19 protein-coding genes are annotated in these 21,698 nt (G+C 45.8%); 10 read left to right on the plus strand and 9 right to left on the minus strand.

The genetic code is table 11. The features are described from left to right. Position 1 precedes the first annotated feature (1 nt). Positions 2-2,788: an excinuclease ABC subunit UvrA gene (uvrA, locus tag IC612_RS01310; RefSeq protein ID WP_194738358.1), complete on the minus strand. Its 2,787-nt coding sequence runs from the start codon at positions 2,786-2,788 to the stop codon at positions 2-4. A 252-nt stretch (positions 2,789-3,040) separates the two neighbouring features. Between uvrA and IC612_RS01315 the strand changes: the two genes are divergently transcribed. Together IC612_RS01315 and IC612_RS01320 are read left to right on the plus strand one after the other, a co-directional pair. Beyond that, positions 3,041-4,843, plus strand: a complete 1,803-nt coding sequence (locus IC612_RS01315) for a TonB-dependent receptor plug domain-containing protein (protein WP_194738359.1) — start codon at positions 3,041-3,043, stop codon at positions 4,841-4,843. A gap of 30 nt (positions 4,844-4,873) precedes the next feature. Next, positions 4,874-5,584: a DUF2490 domain-containing protein gene (locus IC612_RS01320; RefSeq protein ID WP_194738360.1), complete on the plus strand. Its 711-nt coding sequence runs from the start codon at positions 4,874-4,876 to the stop codon at positions 5,582-5,584. A gap of 51 nt (positions 5,585-5,635) precedes the next feature. Here the strand turns inward: IC612_RS01320 and IC612_RS01325 are convergent, their stop codons facing one another. The 8 genes from IC612_RS01325 to IC612_RS01360 all read right to left on the minus strand — a co-directional run bounded on the left by IC612_RS01325 (position 5,636) and on the right by IC612_RS01360 (position 14,722). After that, entirely contained in the window at positions 5,636-6,079 is a 444-nt protein-coding gene (locus IC612_RS01325) for a phosphohydrolase (RefSeq protein ID WP_194738361.1), read from the minus strand. A gap of 98 nt (positions 6,080-6,177) precedes the next feature. Further along, positions 6,178-7,968, minus strand: coding sequence for an acyl-CoA dehydrogenase family protein (locus IC612_RS01330; protein ID WP_194738362.1), 1,791 nt, complete (start codon positions 7,966-7,968; stop codon positions 6,178-6,180). Between the two features lie 13 nt (positions 7,969-7,981). Then, positions 7,982-9,163, minus strand: coding sequence for a thiolase family protein (locus IC612_RS01335; protein ID WP_194738363.1), 1,182 nt, complete (start codon positions 9,161-9,163; stop codon positions 7,982-7,984). Positions 9,164-9,184: 21 nt separating this feature from the next. Beyond that, on the minus strand, positions 9,185-11,578 hold the full coding sequence (locus tag IC612_RS01340) for a 3-hydroxyacyl-CoA dehydrogenase/enoyl-CoA hydratase family protein (RefSeq protein WP_194738364.1): 2,394 nt from the start codon (positions 11,576-11,578) through the stop codon (positions 9,185-9,187). A 7-nt stretch (positions 11,579-11,585) separates the two neighbouring features. Beyond that, positions 11,586-12,032: a MarR family winged helix-turn-helix transcriptional regulator gene (locus IC612_RS01345; RefSeq protein WP_194738365.1), complete on the minus strand. Its 447-nt coding sequence runs from the start codon at positions 12,030-12,032 to the stop codon at positions 11,586-11,588. 171 nt (positions 12,033-12,203) lie between these two features. Beyond that, the gene (locus IC612_RS01350) at positions 12,204-13,145 is read right to left on the minus strand and encodes an ABC transporter ATP-binding protein (protein ID WP_194738366.1); all 942 of its coding nucleotides are present in this window, start codon (positions 13,143-13,145) and stop codon (positions 12,204-12,206) included. Between the two features lies 1 nt (position 13,146). After that, on the minus strand, positions 13,147-14,151 hold the full coding sequence (locus tag IC612_RS01355) for a FecCD family ABC transporter permease (RefSeq protein ID WP_194738367.1): 1,005 nt from the start codon (positions 14,149-14,151) through the stop codon (positions 13,147-13,149). 7 nt (positions 14,152-14,158) lie between these two features. Next, entirely contained in the window at positions 14,159-14,722 is a 564-nt protein-coding gene (locus IC612_RS01360; RefSeq protein WP_194738368.1) for a TlpA family protein disulfide reductase, read from the minus strand. Between the two features lie 27 nt (positions 14,723-14,749). Between IC612_RS01360 and IC612_RS01365 the strand changes: the two genes are divergently transcribed. The 8 genes from IC612_RS01365 (at position 14,750) to IC612_RS01400 (ending at position 21,681) form a co-directional block, all read left to right on the plus strand. Then, a complete protein-coding gene (locus IC612_RS01365; RefSeq protein ID WP_194738369.1) occupies positions 14,750-15,871 on the plus strand; it encodes a ferredoxin--NADP reductase in 1,122 nt (373 codons plus the stop codon). Positions 15,872-15,930: 59 nt separating this feature from the next. Beyond that, on the plus strand, positions 15,931-16,479 hold the full coding sequence (locus tag IC612_RS01370) for a SanA/YdcF family protein (protein WP_194738420.1): 549 nt from the start codon (positions 15,931-15,933) through the stop codon (positions 16,477-16,479). Positions 16,480-16,549: 70 nt separating this feature from the next. Further along, positions 16,550-17,173, plus strand: coding sequence for a uridine kinase (gene udk / locus IC612_RS01375; protein ID WP_194738370.1), 624 nt, complete (start codon positions 16,550-16,552; stop codon positions 17,171-17,173). After that, positions 17,166-17,543, plus strand: a complete 378-nt coding sequence (locus tag IC612_RS01380) for an FtsB family cell division protein (protein ID WP_194738371.1) — start codon at positions 17,166-17,168, stop codon at positions 17,541-17,543. Before udk ends, IC612_RS01380 begins: the two co-directional genes overlap by 8 nt. Positions 17,544-17,547: 4 nt before the next feature. Continuing rightward, entirely contained in the window at positions 17,548-18,699 is a 1,152-nt protein-coding gene (locus tag IC612_RS01385; protein ID WP_194738372.1) for a methylmalonyl-CoA mutase family protein, read from the plus strand. Positions 18,700-18,716: 17 nt separating this feature from the next. Continuing rightward, the gene (locus IC612_RS01390; RefSeq protein ID WP_228512819.1) at positions 18,717-19,859 is read left to right on the plus strand and encodes a class I SAM-dependent methyltransferase; all 1,143 of its coding nucleotides are present in this window, start codon (positions 18,717-18,719) and stop codon (positions 19,857-19,859) included. 91 nt (positions 19,860-19,950) lie between these two features. Continuing rightward, a complete protein-coding gene (locus tag IC612_RS01395; RefSeq protein WP_194738373.1) occupies positions 19,951-20,178 on the plus strand; it encodes a hypothetical protein in 228 nt (75 codons plus the stop codon). Positions 20,179-20,298: 120 nt separating this feature from the next. Beyond that, the gene (locus tag IC612_RS01400) at positions 20,299-21,681 is read left to right on the plus strand and encodes a dipeptidase (RefSeq protein ID WP_194738374.1); all 1,383 of its coding nucleotides are present in this window, start codon (positions 20,299-20,301) and stop codon (positions 21,679-21,681) included. Positions 21,682-21,698 lie beyond the last annotated feature (17 nt).

The following is a 21,698-nucleotide window of genomic DNA, read 5'->3' on the forward strand; positions in this document are numbered from 1 at the left end:
GTTATAGCTTTTCTTTCAGGTATTTTGCCGTGTGGGAGCGCGCCTCTTTTACCATCTCCTCTGGTGTACCCATAAAGACTATGCTGCCTCCGTATTTGCCCGCTTCAGGACCGATGTCTATAAGATAGTCTGCACACTTTATAATATCGGGATGATGCTCTATTACTAGTACCGAATGACCGAGTTCAATAAGTGCTTGAAGAGAGATCAGTAGTTTGTTGATGTCGTGAAAGTGCAGTCCGGTAGAAGGTTCGTCGAAAATAAAGAGTGTTTTGTCCGAGGTAACCCCTTTAACCAGAAAGGAAGCCAATTTTATGCGTTGCGCTTCCCCGCCGGAAAGGGTAGAGGAACTTTGTCCCAGTTGCAGATACCCCAGTCCTACATCCTGTAAAGGCTGTAGTTTGGTGGCAATCTTGTCCTCCTGGTTGTCTTTAAAGAAGATTAGGGCTTCATCAACGGTCAAGTGCAAGATGTCTGAGATGTTCTTATCGTCGTAACGAACCTCCAGGATTTCTTTTTTGAAGCGCGTTCCGTTACAGGCTTCGCAAACCAGTTCAATATCCGCCATGAACTGCATGGATACATTGATCACTCCTTCGCCTTTGCACTGCTCACAGCGCCCTCCGTCGACATTGAATGAAAAGTGTTTGCTTTTATAGCCCATCATCTTGGATACTTTCTGTCGGCTGTACAAATCCCTAATGTCGTCGTAGGCCTTGAGGTAGGTCACCGGATTGGAACGTGAGGACTTACCGATAGGGTTCTGGTCAATCAGTTCTACATTTTTTATAAGTTTCTTAGGGAAAGACACCTCGTCGTAGTTACCTTTCTTTCCTCCCATTCCCAATTGGATCTGCACGCCATTATGCAGCACCTCTTTCATAAGGGTGGATTTACCGCTTCCTGAAACTCCCGTAACTACAGTCAGGACCTCTAAGGGCACTTCCAGATTTAAGTTTTGCAGGTTATGGGTGCGGGCGCCTTTAATGGTAATAAACTCCTTAGCAACCCTACGCTTCTTAGGCACTGCAATTTCCAGTCTACCACTTAGATAACGAGAAGTCAGAGTATCGGCCTCCATGAGTTCCTTGAAAGTACCTGCAAATACCAGCTCTCCACCTAGATATCCTGCCTCCGGGCCGATGTCAATGATGTAGTCTGCAGCGCGCATGACGTCTTCATCGTGCTCCACGACAATCACCGTGTTGCCAAGATCCCGTAGGGCTTTAAGTACACCTATTAAATTTTCCGTATCTCTAGAATGCAGTCCGATAGAAGGCTCGTCCAGAATGTAGATGGATCCCACCAGGGAACTGCCAAGACTTGTGGCCAGATTGATGCGCTGACTCTCTCCTCCAGACAAGGTATTGGAGGTGCGGTTCAGTGTCAAATAACCCAGTCCTACCTTAAGTAGAAATTCAAGTCGGGTTGTAATCTCATAGACCAAACGCTTGGCCACATCCTTCTCGTAGGGAGTAAGCTTTAAGTCCAATATGAGAGGATGCAGCTCATCAAGAGGCATTTCGATAAGAGACTGAATAGTATGGCCGTCGATCTTGACCCACTCGGTTTCGGGACGAAGTCTTAGTCCCTGACAGGTGGGACACAGCGTCTTTCCTCGGTACCTGGAAAGCATAACGCGGTACTGAATCTTATAGAGGTTCTCTTCCACCATCTGAAAGAAATTATCTATTGAGGGGAAACTACGCGCGCCGGTGCCACGCCAAAGAAGCTTTTTTTCCTCTGCTGTGAGCTGGTAGTACGGCCTATGGATAGGAAACTCCTTAGCAGACTTAATGAATGCTTTTTTCCACTCACTCATGCTCTCGCCCTTCCAGCAGGCCACTGCATCTTCATAAATGGAAAGATTTTTATTTGGTACGACCAAATCTTCATCGATACCAATGATTTTTCCGTACCCCTCACACTGTGGACAGGCACCGTAGGGATTATTGAAACTAAAAAAATGCACATTGGGCTCAAGGAATTCCCTTCCGTCCAGTTCAAACCGGTTCGAGAAGGAAACGACCTCCAAAGTGTCCACATTTTTTAGGGAACAATAGCCGTGGCCCTCATAGAAAGCCATCTGTATGGAATCGGCAAGACGTTGAATGAAACTCTCGTCCGCAAGGTAGGAGAAACGATCAATTACCAGGTGCAGTTCCATTCCCCGCTCCGGGGTAAAACCAAAACTCATCAGGTCCTCAATTCCAGCCACATTGCCTTCCACTTCCAATCGCGTAAAACCAGATATTTTTAATGTGTTGAGAAGTTCGGTGAATTCACCCTCCTTGTAGCTCAAGGGAGCACGCAGCAGAAAGACTGATCGGGGGTCTTGCGCCTTTATGTAGTCTACCACATCGGAAACCGAATCTTTCTTTACCTGTTGGCCGGAATCCGGCGAGAAGGTCCTTCCGATACGGGCATAAAGTAGTTTCAAGTAATCATAGATCTCCGTAGTAGTGCCCACCGTAGAGCGCGGGTTGGAAGATATCACCTTCTGTTGGATGGCAATCGAAGGCGCAAGCCCTTTGATGTCATCAATTTTTGGTTTCTCTAGTTTTCCTAAAAACTGCCTCGCATACGAACTTAAGCTTTCCACATAACGGCGCTGACCCTCCGCATAGATGGTATCAAACGCAAGGGAAGACTTACCACTCCCGGAAACCCCTGTAATGACTACCAGTTTGTTTTTTGGCAGGATTACATCTATGTGCTTTAGGTTATTGAGGTGGGCATTTTTAATAAAAAGCTCTTTCTTAATATCTATTGGAGTCGAAGGATTCATAGTGGAAATTAAAACGTACAAAATTACGTAAAAAATCAACGGGACGTCCTACCTCGTGCGATTGTCTTGGAAGATATGGGTTGGGAAGAAATGTTAGAGCTCTTTATATAAAACGCAAAAAACTTGCCAATTAATTAGAATTTGTTAATTATATTTGTCCGCGTTTTTTGGCTTAGTTACTAGTGAATTTCGCCTATATTGCTTCAATTATTTTTGCAGATAATGCATCTAATACCTTAATTTTTAGAACATATGAAAAAACGAATTGTCCTTTTGGTTGCACTATCTACCGGTATCTCTGCTACCGCCCAAGACAAAACCCAAAAGATTGAAGACATCCATCTGAAAGGTAAGTTTTTCTCCACACCCTATTCGGGAATCAATGAATCCACCACCGTTATTACCAGGCAGCAGATTAAAAGTGCTCCGGCGGTAAGTATCGAAGAGTTATTGCAACAGTTTGCAGGACTCGACATACGCCGGCGGGGTGCGCATGGGGTACAGAGTGATGTGTCCTTAAGAGGAGGGACTTTCGAACAAACCCTGATTCTTCTCAACGGAGTGCGGCTCAACGATGCACAAACCGGACACAATTCCATGAATCTTCCCGTTTCCATGGATATGGTGGAGCGCATTGAAGTCATTAAAGGACCCGCTGCAAGACGTTTTGGAAACAATGCCTACAGTGGAGTAATCAATATCATAACAACCCAAGACCGCTCGGACCGCGCAAAGATAAGTGCACAGGCCGGAGACTATTCTACCTGGCAGCTTGGTGCATCGGCTTCTCTGTCCGGTGAAAGTGCCAGCCATCAGATGCATCTTCAGCGCGCGGGCTCTGAAGGATACCGGTACAACACAGACTACGAGATAAGCAGTGCGTTCTACCGTACTGCCGTAGACTTATCCAGTGTAAAAATGAATCTACAAGCGGGATTTTCAGAGAAGAAATTCGGAGCCAACGGCTTTTATGCCACTCCGTCTGCTACCGAGCAGTACGAAGAGGTCCAGGCCTCGGTAGTATCGCTGGGAATGGAGAAGAATATCGGGAATGTCCAGCTTTCTGCAACCGGTTTCTGGAGGAGGGGTCAGGACATGTACCTGTACAACCGAAATAGGCCCGAGATCTACCGTAATTTGCACATAGGACACAATCTGGGTGGGGAATTCAACGCCTCTTTTACCTCGTTGTATGGACGAAGCGGCGTTGGGGTAGAACTCAGGCGGGAAACCCTTCAAAGTAATAATTTAGGCGAGAGGTCCCGCTCCGTGGCGCAGGTCTTTGTAGAGCACGAAATGCAGATCCTAAAAAATCTGACACTGAGTCCTGGAATTTCCTGGGCACATTTTAAAGATCAAGGCAGTTTCTTTTATCCAGGAATAGACCTTGGGCTAAGACTCTCTTCCAAGGACCGTCTGTATGCCAACGTAGGTAGGGTGCACCGGGTACCCACTTTTACCGATTTATACTACACATCTATGACCGAGACCGGTAACGCCGCGCTCGAGCCCGAGAAAGCCACGTCTTATGAGCTAGGATATAGGCGTCTTGATAACGGTATGCAACTTAGAACCAGCGTTTTTCTAAGAAAGACTACTAACGGTATTGATTGGGTGAAAGACAGCTCCCAGGAGAAATGGCGCGCAGAGAATATAGCTAACATAACCACTCAGGGGGTAGAGCTGGACTTTAGACACCGCATAGGAGGATTTTTAGAGTACTACGAGCTCTCTTATACGTTTCTCGACTCTAAACTTGAAAAGACTGCCCTGCTCTCAAGGTACAGTCTGGACCAGTTAAAGCATCAGTTTATAGCCAAGGCGGGCGTGGATATTACGCGTTCTGTGTCTCTGGAATCCGTGTACCGACTGCAGCAAAGGGCTAGTGAAGATCCCTATAGCCTGGTAGATCTTAAACTCCAGTATGGAAAAAGAAATTTTACGCTCTTTGCACTTCTCACCAACCTGACAGCCACGCAGTACACCGAAACCTTTGGAGTACCCATGCCAGGACGTTGGTTGCATGTAGGAGCGGAGTTTTCTCTTGGATTATAACATAATATAAAAAAATGTAATTTTACGGCCATGAAGAAATTTGGAATCTTACTACTGCTCTTTATCTCAGTACAAGCTTGGGCTCAGGAGCTCTCTAGCTTTAATTCTCTGACCCTCACCTACAAATTTCATCCTAAATTCTTCCTCTATGCAGAGGGACAGCTGCGGGGAATTAAAGAATTCAGCACGCCGGATTACTACGAGATCAAAGGAGGACTCGGATACAATCTTACGCCTAACCATAAACCGTTTATAGGTATAGGTAGATACGGGTACTATACAGACCGGGACTTTGAACGCGAGGAATTCCGCGTATGGCTTCAGGATGTTTTGGACGTGAAGAAGGGGGTAGTAAAACTGGAGAATAGGGTACGTGCAGAGCGCAGTTGGTTCCACAATGTACAAAACGGCGAGAATACCTCGCGCTACCGTTTCCGCTACCGACTCAATGTTTCCGTACCTCTAAACAGCAAGAAAGTAGAGCCGGGAACTTTATTCGCTAATGTTTATGATGAGGTGTTTTTCACGCCTTCCGATACGGAGCCCGTATTTTCGCGCAACCGTCTCTATGGGGGATTAGGATACCAGATCGATGAAACCTTCGGAGTGGCAAGCGGATACCTTTGGCAGCGTGAATTTGCCAGTAAAGGAAATAAGAACATCAACTTTGTTTATCTTGCCCTTAATATCACCATTGATGATGCGGAGGAGAAAGTATATGAATTTCCTGGAGCGGACTAAGCTTCCTATTAATTAAGACAGTATATATAAAGACCGCTTTTGCGGTCTTTTTTAGTATTTTTCACTTAGGTATCGGTAGGCCTTTAGATACTTGTTCAGTCGCTTTAAATCTTTGTCCGAGAGTGGGCGGCCAACCCGAGTCAGATCCATATTGTCCCTAAGATCGTGGAGTTTTACCGAAACGGCTAGTGGGGATTTCTCCGTACGTCGCACGAAGGCTTCGTAGTCTTCCTGGGGATTGGTCTTGGAAAGGCATTCCACCGCAAAAAGGATGTACTCAGGGAATCCTCTTCTCCTTAAGTAGGGGATGGAGAATTCAGGACAATCTTCCACCACATCGTGCAGGGCGCCTACAATTTTTTCATCCAGGGTTTTGCCCGCCTGGCTAACCCTTAAGACGTGGGCGATGTAAGGGGCTCCGTACTTATCTAACTGACCCTGGTGGGCCTTATCTGCAATCTTAATGGCTTTGTATAAAAGCTCTTCCTTGGTCATAGAACAAAAATAAAAATTTCTCGCAACGCAGTAAAATTTGCTACTAAAAAAAGAGCGCCGGGAAAATCCCAGCGCTGCCGTACTTCAAGGCGTACGTTCTAGTACTTGCCTTTTTCCACAAAGTGGGCTGCCACTTTCTCGGTAAGGGCCACCACATTTGGTATGTTCTGGTATTTGGTGAATCTTCTAAGGCCGGAAAGCATCATACGCTGCTCGTCGCCCTCCGCGAAAGAGACAATACCCTCCTTGGCAGCCACCGTAATGGCTTCCACTGCTTTATACAGATTTAGTTGCGCCATGGCAGCTTCCACACTCTCTGCGCTGTAGTGTTTTTCGGCGCGAAGTACCGCCGATTCTGCCATATAGATCTGGTTAAGTATCTCCGATGCATTAAGCAGAAGGTGCTGCTGTTTTTCAATGTCCATCATGTATTTTTGAAGGGCCGCACCAGAGACCATCAAAAATACTTTCTTAAGGTTGTGGATCAGGGCTTTTTCTTCCGACATGTACGCGCTGTAGTCAGGCACCTCAAAGGACGGTAGTCCCATCAGTTCCTTTCCAATAGCCATAGCAGGTTTTAGAAGATCCAGCTCCCCTTTCATTGCTTTCTTGATCAGCATTCCTACCGCAAGCAAGCGGTTTATCTCATTGGTTCCTTCGTAAATTCTACCTATACGGGCATCCCTCCACGCTGCCTCCATCGGGGCGTCTTCGGAGAAGCCCATTCCTCCGTATATTTGGATACCCTCGTCTGCAATTTTCTGAGTTAGGTCTGAAACATAGACTTTAAGTATGGAGCACTCTACAGCAAAGTCTTCCAGAGCCTTCATCTCGGCTTTCTGGTGGTCCATTCCCTCGGCGATAAGCGTTTCAATCTTGTTTTCTACATCTTTGGCAGCGCGGTACGAACCGGCCTCAGAAACAAAGATCCCCGTAGCCATTTCTGCGATTTTTTTACGTATCGCCCCAAAGGTGGAAATACTCACGCCGAATTGTTTCCTTTCGTTGGCGTACCCAATTGAAAGACTGGTGATTCTTCTCTGACCGTCTAGGTTGGCTGCGGCCAGTTTAATACGTCCTGCATTTAGCGCATTCAAAGCGATTTTAAAGCCGTTGTTACGCTCTCCAAGTAGGTTCTCTACCGGCACCTTCATTTCGTTGAAATACACCTGACGGGTAGAAGAGGAACGGATTCCCAGTTTGTGTTCTTCCTCACCAAAAGTCATCGATTCAGGGTTTTCCAACTCCGAACGGTTGATTACAAATCCTGTAATATTCTTATCGTCGTCAATTTTAGCAAAGAAAGTGAAGGTGTCGGCAAATCCCGCATTGGAAATCCACATTTTCTGTCCTGTGACGATATAGTATTTTCCATCTTCGGAAAGTTTAGCCTTGGTTTTTCCACTGTTGGCATCCGACCCTGCATCCGGCTCGGTCAAACAGTAGGCACCAAATTTCTCTCCTGTGGCAAGTGCGGGAAGGTATTTTTGCTTTTGCTCTTCCGTTCCATACAGTAGGATAGGTAGGGTACCGATGCCGGTGTGGGCTCCGTAGGCGGTAGCCAATGAGCCGTTCGCTCCCGAAACTATATCGCAGGCAAGCATGGTGGAGACAAAGCCCATTCCCAGCCCTCCGTAACTTTCCGGTACGGCAATACCCAAAGTACCCATTTCGCCTAATTTGCGCATGGTGTCTTCGGTTAGTTGGTAGTCTTTCTGCTCGAAACGCTCACGGTGGGGATCCACCTCGCGCGCCATAAAATCTTCCAAAGAAGAGCGCAGCATCTGCTGCTCTTCACTAAGTTCTTCTAAACTGAATATTTCTGAGGCCTCAATATCCTTGATTAGGAATTCTCCACCTTTCACTGTGTTTTGTGCTGTATTGCTCATGATAGTTTGTTTTTTAAAGTAGTTCAAAAATAGAGGCTGCTCCCTGTCCGGTTCCCACACACATGGTAACCATTCCGTATTTATTTCCTCTTCGGCGCATTTCATCCAGTAGCTGGACGGTAAGCTTGGTTCCTGTACATCCCAGTGGATGTCCCAGGGCAATGGCGCCTCCATTGACGTTTAGTATTTCTTCATTTAGTCCTAGTTCCCGTTGAATGGCTACCGATTGGGAGGCAAACGCCTCATTTAGTTCAATGAGTTCGATTTGCTCCAGCGTCATTCCTGCCTGCTTAAGGGCTTTTGGGATGGCGTAGATTGGGCCCATACCCATAATGCGGGGCTCCAGACCTGCCGCAGCGTAAGCCACAAGTCGGGCCTCGGGCTTCAGTCCCAGTTCATTTACCATTTCTTCCGACATGACAATTACAAAGGCGGCACCATCGGACATCTGCGAAGAGTTTCCTGCCGTCACACTGCCTCCCTGTGCAAACACGGGCCGAAGTTTAGAGAGTCCTTCCAGAGAAGTGTCCTTGCGGGGGCCTTCGTCCACAGAGAAATCAAATTTTTTGGTCTGAAGCTTCTGCTGCTCGTCCAGATAATTATATTCTACTGGAATGGGTACGATCTGCTCGGTGAACTTTCCCTCTTCGAGTGCTTTAAGGGCCTTCTGATGGGAATGGAATGCAAATTCATCCTGGGCCTCGCGGCTTATCTGGTATTGTTTTGCTACGGCCTCTGCAGTATACCCCATTCCCCAGTAGTAGTCTGGGTTACTTTTTGCTATCTCGGTTTCCGGTACCGGCTTATACCCTCCCATCGGAATGTAGCTCATACTTTCGGTCCCCCCGGCAATGATGCAGTCCGCCATACCGGCCTGAATCTTAGCCGACGCAATGGCGATAGCTTCAGAACCAGAGGCACAGTACCGGTTAACAGTAACTCCAGGCACCTTCTCTGTGTTTAGTCCCATTAGTGATATCAGACGCGCTACGTTGAGTCCCTGTTCTGCTTCCGGCATGGCGTTGCCCACGATAAGGTCGTCAATCCGGTCTTTGTCAAGTTGTGGAACCGCCTCCATTAGTTTCTCAATGACCGTAGCGGCCATCACGTCGGGTCTAGTGAAGCGAAGGCTTCCTTTTGGCGCTTTTCCTACGGCTGTTCTAAAGCCTTTTATTATATATGCTGTTTTTGCCATTTGTCTTTGATTTTATTTCGGTTAGTTGCGAAGTGGTTTCCCATTTTGAAGCATGTACTGAATCCGCTCCAGCGTTTTTCTTTCTCCAAGAAGCTGTAGGAATGTCTCACGTTCGAGGTTTAGAAGATACTGTTCACTTACCAGCGTAGGTTCAGAGAGGTTTCCTCCTACCATCACGTACCCCAGTTTGTCGGCAATTTTCTTGTCGTGCTCAGAAATATAATTCCCCGCCAGCATCTGGTCGGTTCCAACGTAGAACATTCCCAAGGCATCTTTTCCTAGTACAGTAACTTTCTGCTCTATCGGCTGGGTATAGCCTTGCTCTGCAAGGAGCAGTGCCACTTTCTTGGCCTCAGCAATCTGCCGGTTCTTATCCACTACCACAATATCTTTGTGTGATTCCAAAATACCCATGTCGTATGCCTCGTATGCCGATGTGGCGACCTTACCCATGGCTATGTTCATGAATGCATCACGCATTCTGTTGTTCTTAACATCGTCCTTTATAAATTCACGGGACGTTCTAAGGGTGAGCTCTTTGGTCCCACCGCCACCAGGAATCACTCCTACGCCGGTTTCCACCAGTCCAATATAGGTTTCTGCCGCAGCCACCACCCGGTCTGCATGCATGGTCATTTCACAACCGCCTCCTAGAGTCATTCCAAAAGGTGCCACTACCACCGGAATAGAGGAGTAGCGTACCCGCATCATGGATTTTTGGAAATAGGCTATTGCCATATTCAAATCGTCCCAATCCTGATCAATGGCCATCATGAGAATCATCGCAAGGTTGGCACCCACCGAGAAATTCTGCCCCTGGTTTCCTACCACCAATGCATCGTAATCCTTTTCAGCAAGGTCAATCGCTCGGTTCAAGCCGTCCAATACCTCACCTCCAAGTGAATTCATTTTCGAGCGAATCTCAAAGTTCAGTACTCCGTCTCCAAGGTACTGAATGGCTGCGCCTGAGTTACTCCATAAAGTCTTTTCCTTACGGATCTGGTCCAGTATAATAAAGGCATCCTGACCTGGAATGGCCAGAGGTGTAGTGGACTTGATGTCAAAATACTGTTTCTTGCCCTCCGGTGTAAGGGAATAGAAATTTTTCACGCCAAGGACCCAGTCACTTACTTCGTAGCCTGCATCCTTTGCCAGCTCGACACCTTTTTCCACACCTACCGCATCCCAAATCTCGAAAGGACCATTTTCCCAGCCAAAACCGGCGCGCATGGCATCGTCTATTTTGTAGAGTTCGTCAGAGATTTCTGGCACTTTATGTGAAACATATCCAAAGAGTGCTCCAAGGCTCTTGCGGTAAAGTTCCGAGGCCTGGTCTTTTCCACCTATGAGCACCTTAAAACGCTCGATAGGCCTTTCGATGTTCTTGGTTAGCTCCAGCACAGGAAAATTGGATTTCCCTTGTAGTTCGTATTCCATGGTCTTTAGATTCAGTCCATGGATTTCACTTTTACCTTCCGCATTCTTCACCTTCTTATAGAATCCCTGCTGGGTTTTCGATCCTAGCCAGTTGTTCTCCATCATTTTCTCAATATACTGGGGCAGCTTGAAAACATCATTAAAGTTGTTGCTTTCCAGTCCACTTTGGTGCACACCTTTGGCCACATGGACTAAAGTATCTAGTCCTACAACGTCCGCCGTTCTAAAAGTGGCGGATTTCGGACGGCCAATAATAGGCCCGGTTAATTTATCGATATCGGTTACATTGAGCCCCAGAGACTCTACAGAGTGCAGAAGGTTCATCATGGAGAACACGCCAATCCTGTTGGCAATAAAGGCCGGTGTATCTTTAGCAAGTACGGTGGTTTTTCCAAGGAACCTAGAGCCGTACTCCATATAGAACTGCGTGATTTTTGGATCGGTCTTCTCTGTGGGTATTATTTCAAGAAGCGGCAAATAGCGCACCGGATTAAAAAAATGAGTTCCGGCAAAATGGGATGCAAAATCCTCGGACCTGCCTTCCACAAGCATGTTGATTGGAATTCCTGAAGTGTTGGAAGAAACCAGCGTTCCCTCTTTACGGAATTTCTCAATCTGTTCATAAACGGATTTCTTGATATCAAGGCGCTCTACCACCACCTCAATGATCCAGTCGGTAGATTTTATTCGGTGCATATCGTCCTGAAAGTTACCTACCTCAATGCGCTGGGCAAATTTTGGTGAATAGAGAAGAGCCGGGCTCGCTTTCTTAAGCTTTTCCAGGTTCTCTGTGGCTATACGGTTTCGGACTTTGCCGTCCTCTAGGGTAAGACCCCGTTTTTTCTCTACCTCTGAAAGCTCAAAGGGAACAATATCCAAAAGCAGCACCTGCACGCCAATATTGGCGAAGTGCGCAGCGATACCCGAACCCATGATTCCTGATCCCAGGACGGTGACGTGTTTAATTCTGCGTTTCATATAGTATTTATTTTCTTTTGTTTAACTCGTGGGCGGTTTTTAAGATTACCTCCATCACGTTCTTGAATATTTCCAGATGTTCGGTACTTACTTTCTCACAGACAATCTTATTGAAGTTGACCACCACATCCTTAGAGATATCACGGTGTCTGAGTCCTTTATCGGTCAATTTTATGATTACTTCCCGTTTGTCCTGCGTAGTTTTTTCCTTATAGATGAAACCGTTGTCTTCCAGGAGTTTAATGATACGGGTAAGGGAAGTGGGTTCAATGGCCATTTTAGGGCCTAGATTTGTACTGCGTGTACCTTCTTTGGGGTCAATTTTAAGTAAGGTGAGTGCCTGTACGGCAGTACTGTCGTACTCGGAGGCCATCTCCGAATACATCTTGCTTACCGCGAGCCAAGTGGACTTTACAATAAGATCAATATTCTCTACTTTACCTTTGTTATTCATAGCTTATTAGTGTAAAACCGGGGTTTATCCAAATATAAATAATATTATGCATGCATAGTATATGGCATGTGTTAATGTTTCGTTAAATAGTGAAAATGAGTGAGTTAAAAAATATGAATTGCATAATACTATGCATGCATAATATTATTTCAACTCCCTGGTACTGCGGATTTAGAGCGAATTATTTAGAAAAGCAACGATTTCTTCAAAAGAAGTGAATTTTCGGTGCATAGATACACCTTCTACCTCCCAAAAAGGCTCGTTCCACGTAAATTGAATAGTTGAAAGGTCTTTTTCCACATGTTTTTGGAGGGTAGAATAGAGCAATTCTTTAAATATTGCAGGTGCCAAAATACGTGGGGCAACAAAACTACTGGATACATCAAAGAGAATAGGTTCTAGCAGCTGCGTACGCGCGTAAAGCACATCCTCGGTAAGTCCGTACAGAAGTGCGCCTTGGTCCACCAGCATCATGGTGTCGGAAAATTCCTTGGCCAGCCTCCAATCATGGGAAGAAAAAAGCACCAATTTATTCTCCTCGCGGCTTAATTTACGTAGCAGATTAAGGATCATAATTTTGTTTGCCTCATCCAAATGGGTGGTAGGTTCGTCCAGTAGGATCAGCTGGGTGTTTTGCGCCAGAGCCCTACCGATGTAGGCCTTTTGAAGATTTCCATCGGAAAGCTTTTCCAGGGTTAGGTGTGCATAGGGTTCTAGGTGGAGCTGCGTAATAATCTCCTGGACATAGAGCTGGTCTTTACTGGTGAGTGAAAAGTAAAAGGGATAGTGTATGAAGCGACCAAGGGCAATCAGATCCCGTACCGTAAGGCTTGACTCTCGCGGTGAAGAAGAAAACACCACAGAAATATGCCTCGCAAGTTCCTTTACCGAGTATTGGTGGAGCGGCGTTCCAAGTAGGTCAATGGCCCCCTCCATTAAGGGGATTTGTCCCAGCAGCGTTTTTAAGATTGTGGTCTTTCCAACACCGTTGGACCCAACTATAAGGCATAGTTCACCCAAACGTAGTTGCGCACTAGCGCCCTGTACCAGAAGGGACTGGTAACCAAAACCTGCATTTTTTAATTCCAGATGTACATCTGCACTTCCCTTCATTTTAAATCCTTTGGTTTTTCTTAAGAAACATGGTGAATATTACCGGAATTCCAAACAGTGAGGTAATGACATTTAGAGGCAGTTGAGAGCTTTCCGAGATAACAGAGAAAAGCTGCATAATCAAAATGCCCAGAAGCATATTAAGAATCCACTGATGCCATAGCATGGCAGGATTCCAGACCATACGGGAAAAATGAGGCACAATAATTCCTATAAAAAGTATTGGACCAAGATAGGCTGTAATAGAGGCCGCCAGAAGGGAAGAAGAGACAATGACAAAGATTTTTAAACTTGAGAGATTCACGCCAATACTGGAGGCATACTGTACACCAAGCAATCCTCCGATTAAGGGACGTACTGCAAATGCAGCTAGCAATAAACCTACAAGCACCAGTACAGCTAGGATCCGTATCTGCCCAGAAGTGACCTGGGCTGTGGAGCCAAAACTCCAAAGAATGTAATTCTTCAGACTTTCCGATTGGCCGTAAAACTGAAGTAGCGAGACCACTGCACCACAGAGAGCCGAGATAAGAAAGCCAAATATGACTAGAGTGGAGCGGTCCTTGAAGCGGGAAGATACCACCAGAAGCAATAGCATCAATAGAATGCTGCCCACTATGGCAAAAGTAGAAAGCAAACTGTTATGCAGGAAAATGGGAATGTTCCATTCTGCAGATAAGAATATAAACAGTGCCACACTCAGGCTTGCCACAGAGGTTATACCCAGCACCGAGGGACCCGCTAACGGATTTTGAAAGTATTCCTGGAGCAAGAATCCCGAGGTAGGAATTGCCAGTCCACAAAGCGCCATCACTGCTACGCGGCTTATCCTCAGGTTAGCAATGGTACTTATGGCATCCGAAAAAAGGATCTCATGGAGGGAAATTTCGGAGTACCCTGTGGATAGGTTGAGTGCGGCTAAGGAAAGTATCCCCAATCCTAGTAGTAGGCAAAGGACAAAGAATCCCCTTTGTGTGTGTACTTGTGGAGCTAGCCTTAAGGACACTGCGGTTTTAGTTTAAAGATTGGATTTTTCTCTCGAGCTCCTCTTTACTCATCATTCCTATTGTCTCGTCGGTCTTCTCACCCTTGCGCATAAAGGTGTATGGAATGGATTCACCGTTCCACTGACTGAAGTTTTGGGTAAAGAAATCCGGCGTAAGATTCATTCCATCCAAAAGGACAATTTCCCCGGACAGCTTATGTTCCGTTGCGAAAGGAAGCACTTTTCCCCAGTCCTGTTTTTGGTCTAGACTGATGTAGGTAAATTTAATTTTCTCTGCTTTTCGTTTTTCTTGCTGTTCTACAAAGTGAGGAAGCTCGCGGATGCATGGACCGCACCAAGTAGCAAAGAAATTGGTCACGTATAGGGTATCGTTTTTCGTTCCTACTAGTTCTGAGACCTGCTCCACGGTGTATTCTTTAGTTGTGGCAAGAGAGGTAGTTGCTACAGAGTCTGTGGAGGTGGAAGATACCTGCGTGGAATCAATAGAATCGGTAACGGACTGCTCGTTTGTATTTTTGGAGCAGGATACCAGCACTAGGGCTATAATAAAGGGTGTAATTTCCTTAACCATCTTTTTTTTCTATTTTTGTTTGTATATATGGAAGCAGCCTTAACTCCAAGACAAGTCCCATTTCATGGGCTAAAAATAGCTAAAAAAGAACTACTGACCAAAAACGCTTTTTCACTGGAATTGGATATTCCACAGCATCTTCGTTCCGTATATTCCTATAATGCAGGCCAGTATGTCCGGCTTCGCTTCCTTCATAAAGGAGAGCCAGTGGAACGGGATTTTTCTATGACCTCGGCACCCTACGAGCCCTTTTTCACCCTGGGCATTCGTATACATGAGAAGGGTAGCAGTACGCAGAGTCTGTTTTCAGACTACCACGAGGGGGACTTATTAAGTGTCAGTGAGCCAATGGGCCGTTTCACCCTGGAAAGCAAGCCCCATGAGTTTAGGACCATTGTGGGTTTTGCTGCGGGCATAGGGATCACACCTCTGCTCAGCCATTTCAAAACGCTTCTTCATACCGAAAGCCGCACGCGACTTTTCCTTTTCTATTCCAATTCCCACAAGGATTCCACTCCCTATCTTAAGGAGCTCAAGCAACTAGAAAGCACGTATCCTTCGCGATTTCAGCTGCATCTGTTCTATTCCAGAGAGAACCCGGGAAATCCTTTGTACCACAGTAGACTTAACCGCAGTAGGGTAGAACTGATCATAAATCAAGTTATGATGCTGGATGATACCGATGAGGAATCCACTCTGTGGGACAGTGTGGACGAGGTCCTTATTTGTGGACCCGGGGAAATGATCCGCGAAGTAGCCAACGCATGTTATGAAAACGGAATTCCAAAGAAAAACATCCATTTTGAGCTCTTTGAAGCCTTTAATGAAGATATCTTTCCTGTCGAAGTGGCCTTTCCTTTGGTGGAAGATATAGAAGTGGAGTATATCTACCAGGGCAAAAGTACTTTGGTTCAATTAGAAGACAACCGACATAAACTTCTTCAAAGTCTCTCCTCACTGCATCTTCCCGTTCCGTTCTCTTGTAAGTCGGGTATATGTGGGAGCTGCATCTGCCATTTGGAAAAAGGTGAGGTGGAACTTCTCGAAAATGAATATCTTACCCCAGGGGAAGAACAGAGTGGGAAGATCCTGCCTTGCATGGCCTTCGCGCTTTCAAAATCAATTAAACTGAACTTTGATAACGTGTGAAAAAAGTTTTGGACACCATACGATTCTTTTTTGCAGTAGTGGAAATACTAGTGCTTTTCATGCTACTGGCAAATGTGTGGGTGTTTGCCCTCACAAACGGTCGTACCTATACCAAAATTTCAAAAATTCCGCCTCGCGAAACGGCCCTGGTCCTAGGAACTTCCCCCAAGACCATGTCGGGTAATGCCAATCCCTATTTCATTGCACGAATGGATGCAGCGGCCCTACTGTACCACCACGGTAAGATCAACCGCATCATAGTTAGTGGTGAGAAAAGCAGAGGGTACGACGAACCCACTGCCATGAAAAATTTTCTGATCTATCAGGAGGGAGTACCCGAACATATAATCACTAAGGATTCCAAAGGTTTTTCCACAAAAGCGAGCATAAAACGTTGCGATGAGCTCTACCAGCAGCGCAGCGTGATTATAGTCTCCCAAGGATTCCATAATCTTCGTGCGCTGTTTCTTGCGCGGAGCAGAGAGATGAATGCACTGGGTTTTGATGCTCAGGATATCACACATCCCGAGAGCTACTACCGCAATCAGTCCCGGGAATTTTTAGCGCGTGTACAGGCGGTACTGCATTATCTCTTTGGAATTGAATAATGGAAAATACGTAATTTAAAAGTCGGTTTTTTTATCAAAATACTATCTTTGCCGAAAGATTTAACGAATCATGCTTGTAATTGGAATCGCCGGGGGGACCGGGAGTGGCAAGACCACGGTAGTGAATAAAATTCTTCAGCAGCTTAATGCCGAGGGCGTAAACGTGCTCTCGCAGGACAACTACTACCACGACAACCACCATCTCTCACTTCAGGAACGCGAAGTCTTGAATTACGACCATCCCAAATCCATAGATTTTGATCTGTTAAAAAAGCACGTACGCATGCTTAAGTCCGGACAAAGTATTGAACAGCCGCTTTACAGTTTCGTGACGCACTCGCGGACAAGCGATGTGATTACAGTAGAACCGAGAAACGTGCTGATTGTGGAAGGAATCCTAGTTCTTACCAACGCCGAGCTACTCAAGGAATTTGATCTCAAGGTCTTTGTACATGCTGATTCGGACGAACGGCTTATTCGAAGGATCCGTCGCGATACCCAAGAAAGGGGTAGGGATTTAAGTGAAGTACTGCACCGCTACCAGACTACTTTAAAACCAATGCATATGGAATTTATTGAGCCTTCCAAAAACGAGGCGGACCTGATTGTTCCCAATATGCGTCATAATAATGTGGCCATTGATTTTTTGACCACAGTGATAAACAATTCATTAAAAAAACATTCCGATGCCTGAGCACCTGATTAAAGACATCACACCTGCCAGCCCCCTGAAACGGAGAGTGAAGCGCTGGGTACTTAACAAGTATTTCACTACTATAGTGGCATTCTTGGTATGGATGGTGTTCTTTGACAGCACCTCGTTCTTAGTCATCAATGAACTCAATCAAGAAATAAAGAAATACGAGCAGCAATTGGCGCATTTTAAGGGCGAATACGAAAAAAGTACCGCATTTTACAATAAGCTGATGAAAAACAAGGACGAAAAGGAAAAGTACGCGCGGGAGAATTATTTCATGAAAAAACCCAACGAAGAGATCTTCATATTGGTTGTGGACAGCTCCTTGGTACAGGCAAAAGAGACGGGTAAACCACTAAACGACTAAAGCTATGGAAGACGAGTCACGTAGACAATGGGAGGCACTGGTCTCGGGGCAACTAAAATCTCCGGACATCTACAGTATTCTTAAGGAAGAGAATTTAGAGGGACTTGAGATCGATCCAGTATATTTCACCTCCTCTAAAGAATACCCTATGGTGGCAAGAGCAGAGGAGTATCTTCACCTTGTTAGCCCGTACCAAGAACAAAGTGAAAACGAATCGCTGCTACTATCCCACAATGTCGAAGGGTTAGCAGAGAAGAACCTTTTTGTCGACAACCGCCTTCTTGCAGAACATATTCTCTCAGAGGAGAACCGGGTTTTTTCCTTGGTAGATGTCTTTACTAAGGAAGGCAAACTGGACCAGCAGCTAGCCTTGGAACTTCAAGCCAAGGGCTTTGCGCGAAGTTTGTGCGTAGATATTTCTGCTTTTCAGAATGCTGGAGCATCCATTGTGCAGCAGCTTGCCGTAGCACTTTCCAAAGCAAGGGAGCTTGTAGAGGCATTCTCTAGCGACGTATTGAAGGAAATCATCTTCAAGGTGGCAGTAGGGAGAAACTATTTTTTTGAGCTAGCCAAGCTTAGGGCCCTGCGACTGGTTTTTGCAGAACTTTGCCGTGAGTATGGTGCAGAGCCGCACGACTGCTTCATCTTTGCCGAGCCCAGCATGCGTAACAAAACAGTGGATGAGAGTGAAAACAATTTGATCCGCTCCACCTACGAATGTGCAGCGGCAATGCTCGGCGGAGCCGATGCTATTTATCTTGGCAGTTTCCAGCCCACCGAGCGCACCGAATTTTCTTTGGAAGTCTCCTTCAAGCAGCAGCTAGTGCTTTCCCACGAGAGTCTTCTAAATGTTTTTGACGATCCTATGGCAGGAAGCTTTTATATGGGTCCATTGACACAACAGGTGGCAGAAAAGACCTGGAGTGCTTTTTTAGAGATAGAAGAGAAGGGTGGATTCACTGCGCAGATGATAGGAGGCCAGCTTCAAAGGGATGTGTACGAGCACGCTTTGCGGGAGCAGCAATGGCTGAAGGAGGGCAAGATAACCCTTGTTGGTGTAAATCTTTATCCTTCGAAAGAGCTGACCAAGGAACTCAATACCCCGTACAACCCAAAGGAAATACGTCCCGTGCGACTATCGGAAATATACGAATAAGTACTTAAAGTAATTAATTGTTATCTACTAAAATTCAACAATTTATATCCGATCATCTCGATTCAGATTTAAACAAACTCCTTTTACAGAAATCGCCGGTGGAAGGTTATTCAATGCCTTTTATCGTAGAGCAAATAAAAGGACGCAAAATCAGTGCGCGCAAGTACCCCTTTCTTAGAGATTATCCCCAGTATCTTTTTCCATCTTCCTTAAGCTTAGAACAAAGTTCTTCTGAGGCTACTGCGCGATACAAGGCAAGAAATCTCTTTGGAGAGACCTTCGCAGATTTAACTGCGGGTATGGGTATAGACGCATACTTCCTCTCCTTAAATTTCCAGCGCATCTTCTTAGTGGAGCAAAATGCGGAGCTCTGTGCAATTCTAAGACACAACTTCAAGGTGCTAGAAAGAGAGGTAGAAGTAGTAAAGGGCGATCTTAACTCGTTCTTATCCACCGTAAAAAAACCTTTAGATTTTATCTATCTGGATCCTGCACGCAGGGACCAGAATAAGCGTAAAGTGTTTCTTCTGGAGGATCTCTCACCCAATCTGCTTCTTCTGGAGCAGCAACTTGTAGATAAAGCGCACCGGATACTCGTTAAGCTCTCTCCAATGATAGATCTTAAGTATTTGGTTGCAACATTACATTATGTCCGGTCCATAGAGGTTGTCGCTGTCCGAAATGAGGTAAAGGAAATTCTAGTGCATCTTTCCAAGGAAGAAGAGAAGGAAACCGTACCTGTCACTGCAGTGAATCTGGAAAGTACGGAGCCTGATTTCACCTTTGACTTGAAGGATCTTTCAGTGGGCAGCGCAGTGTATTCCCCGGTGCGAAACTATCTCTATATTCCTAACAATGCGGTATTGAAAACCGGAGCATTTCATGGGATTGCACTAAAATTTGGACTTTATAAACTTCATCCCAATACCCATCTTTACACGAGCGATGAGCCCATTGAGGGTTTCCCTGGCCGAAGACTGCAGGTGGAGCAAGTGCCAGCAAAAACATTAAAAAAAGGGGAACGGTATCAGATAATATCTAGGAACCATCCGTTAAGTCCTGAGCAGATAAAGAAGAAATACAAAGTCGGGGACGGAGGGCACTCGTACCTTATTTTCACGCAGGATGTCTCAGGAAAAATCGTTTTAAAATCCCTCTGATTGTTTTGCTGGCGTAGGAACTTTTATTAATTTTGCGGCAAGGACCTGTGAATTCCTAATTACCAAACAAAAATAAACTAGAAAAATCCCTATGAAAAAAGTATTGATCGGATGTGCAGCGATGGCCTTTATTCTTTCTGCTTGCAAAGATGTTCCTCAAGGAGGTAACAAAGGTGTTATAAAGGTGGAAGAAGGTGTGGAACGTTACGACGACCATGAGGTGCGTGCAGCGCAGCCTTACCCATCTGCAGTCGCCATGGACAGCACCGCTACAGAGGCACCACAGGCCGCTGTTTCTGATACTCTAACTGCAGAGTAGTACTTTTTTTTCTTTCTGTATTTGGGTGCAAAGCGCACTGCCTTAGCAGAAATAAATACCAAATGTCTTGTACCCGCAGGGCATTTTTTTTATTTTTACCAGAATACAAAACAAACAGAAATGCAAAATACCCTCAACTACATTGAGCAGAATAAGGAAAGGTATGTTCAGGAACTCTTTGAACTGTTACGAATTGCCTCCATAAGTGCAGATCCAGCCTACAACCAGGACGTACTGGACTGCGCCGACAAAGTAGCAGAGCACCTTAAAAACGCCGGGGCAGACCAAGTGGAGGTATGTGAAACGGAAGGTTATCCTATTGTCTACGGTGAAAAAATCTTGGACGCATCCCTTCCAACGGTACTGGTGTATGGGCACTACGACGTACAGCCACCGGATCCACTTGATCTATGGAAAAAACCACCCTTTGAGCCATATATCGAACCCACCGCGGCGCACCCACAGGGAGCGATTTTTGCACGAGGCTCTGCCGACGACAAGGGTCAGTTTTTCATGCATATTAAGGCGTTCGAAGCCATGATGAAAACCCAGACCCTCCCTTGTAATGTAAAGTTTTTGATTGAAGGAGAGGAGGAAGTTGGTTCCAAAAGCCTGGAAGGATTTGTCAAGCAGTACAAGGACAAGCTTTCCTGCGACTGCATTCTGATTTCCGACACCCATATCTATAGTCTTGAGCAACCAACCGTAACGACGGGTCTAAGAGGTCTTAGCTATGTAGAGGTAGAAGTGGAGGGACCCAATCGGGATCTTCATTCGGGTCTCTACGGAGGTGCGGTGCCCAATCCTATCCACGTGCTCTCGCGCATGGTAGCTGAGCTCATTGATTCCAAAGGCCGAATTCAGATCGACGGATTCTACGATAACGTACTGGAAGTCTCCATGGAGGAACGTAAAGAGATGAACCGACTCAAGGACAACCCTGAGGAATTTAAAAGTTCCATCGGGCTTAGCGGCGTAGAAGGCGAAGAAGGGTATACCACCCTGGAGAGAACCTCCATCCGACCAACCCTGGATTGCAATGGGATTTGGGGAGGTTATACCGGTGAAGGCGCCAAGACTGTGATTCCTTCCAAAGCCTTTGCGAAAATATCCATGCGTCTTGTTCCCTACCAGACTCCAGAGGAAATCACAGAGAAATTCACCAGGTTCTTTGAAAAGATTGCTCCGAAAAATGTAAAAGTGAAAGTAAAACCACACCATGGAGGAATGCCTTATGTACTTCCTAGCGATACAAAGGAATTCCTGGCAGCAAAAAAGGCCATGGAAACGGCTTTTGGAAAGGAAGTGCTACCGTACCGCAGCGGAGGAAGTATCCCTATTACCGCCATGTTCGAGCAGGTGCTTGAGGCCAAATCAGTGCTTATGGGATTTGGACTGGATTCCGATGCTATTCACTCGCCCAACGAACACTTTGGACTCTATAACTTCTATAAAGGCATAGAGAGTATTCCTCTTTTCTTTGAGAATTATACCAAAGGTTAAAAAATCATAATTTTAAT

Origin of the sequence: Planobacterium oryzisoli (assembly GCF_015354315.1) — a bacterium.
Classification (GTDB): domain Bacteria; phylum Bacteroidota; class Bacteroidia; order Flavobacteriales; family Weeksellaceae; genus Planobacterium_A; species Planobacterium_A oryzisoli.

Excerpts from the sequence above, each read along its gene's own strand:
- udk (WP_194738370.1), top strand. The coding sequence starts at position 16,550 with ATGCTTGTAATTGGAATCGCCGGGGGGACCGGGAGTGGCAAGACCACG.
- IC612_RS01380 (WP_194738371.1), top strand. The coding sequence starts at position 17,166 with ATGCCTGAGCACCTGATTAAAGACATCACACCTGCCAGCCCCCTGAAA.
- IC612_RS01395 (WP_194738373.1), top strand. The coding sequence starts at position 19,951 with ATGAAAAAAGTATTGATCGGATGTGCAGCGATGGCCTTTATTCTTTCT.
- IC612_RS01340 (WP_194738364.1), bottom strand. The coding sequence starts at position 11,578 with ATGAAACGCAGAATTAAACACGTCACCGTCCTGGGATCAGGAATCATG.
- IC612_RS01345 (WP_194738365.1), bottom strand. The coding sequence starts at position 12,032 with ATGAATAACAAAGGTAAAGTAGAGAATATTGATCTTATTGTAAAGTCC.
- IC612_RS01315 (WP_194738359.1), top strand. The coding sequence starts at position 3,041 with ATGAAAAAACGAATTGTCCTTTTGGTTGCACTATCTACCGGTATCTCT.
- uvrA (WP_194738358.1), bottom strand. The coding sequence starts at position 2,788 with ATGAATCCTTCGACTCCAATAGATATTAAGAAAGAGCTTTTTATTAAA.
- IC612_RS01360 (WP_194738368.1), bottom strand. The coding sequence starts at position 14,722 with ATGGTTAAGGAAATTACACCCTTTATTATAGCCCTAGTGCTGGTATCC.
- IC612_RS01330 (WP_194738362.1), bottom strand. The coding sequence starts at position 7,968 with ATGAGCAATACAGCACAAAACACAGTGAAAGGTGGAGAATTCCTAATC.
- IC612_RS01335 (WP_194738363.1), bottom strand. The coding sequence starts at position 9,163 with ATGGCAAAAACAGCATATATAATAAAAGGCTTTAGAACAGCCGTAGGA.
- IC612_RS01370 (WP_194738420.1), top strand. The coding sequence starts at position 15,931 with ATGCTACTGGCAAATGTGTGGGTGTTTGCCCTCACAAACGGTCGTACC.
- IC612_RS01400 (WP_194738374.1), top strand. The coding sequence starts at position 20,299 with ATGCAAAATACCCTCAACTACATTGAGCAGAATAAGGAAAGGTATGTT.
- IC612_RS01320 (WP_194738360.1), top strand. The coding sequence starts at position 4,874 with ATGAAGAAATTTGGAATCTTACTACTGCTCTTTATCTCAGTACAAGCT.
- IC612_RS01350 (WP_194738366.1), bottom strand. The coding sequence starts at position 13,145 with ATGAAGGGAAGTGCAGATGTACATCTGGAATTAAAAAATGCAGGTTTT.
- IC612_RS01385 (WP_194738372.1), top strand. The coding sequence starts at position 17,548 with ATGGAAGACGAGTCACGTAGACAATGGGAGGCACTGGTCTCGGGGCAA.
- IC612_RS01365 (WP_194738369.1), top strand. The coding sequence starts at position 14,750 with ATGGAAGCAGCCTTAACTCCAAGACAAGTCCCATTTCATGGGCTAAAA.
- IC612_RS01325 (WP_194738361.1), bottom strand. The coding sequence starts at position 6,079 with ATGACCAAGGAAGAGCTTTTATACAAAGCCATTAAGATTGCAGATAAG.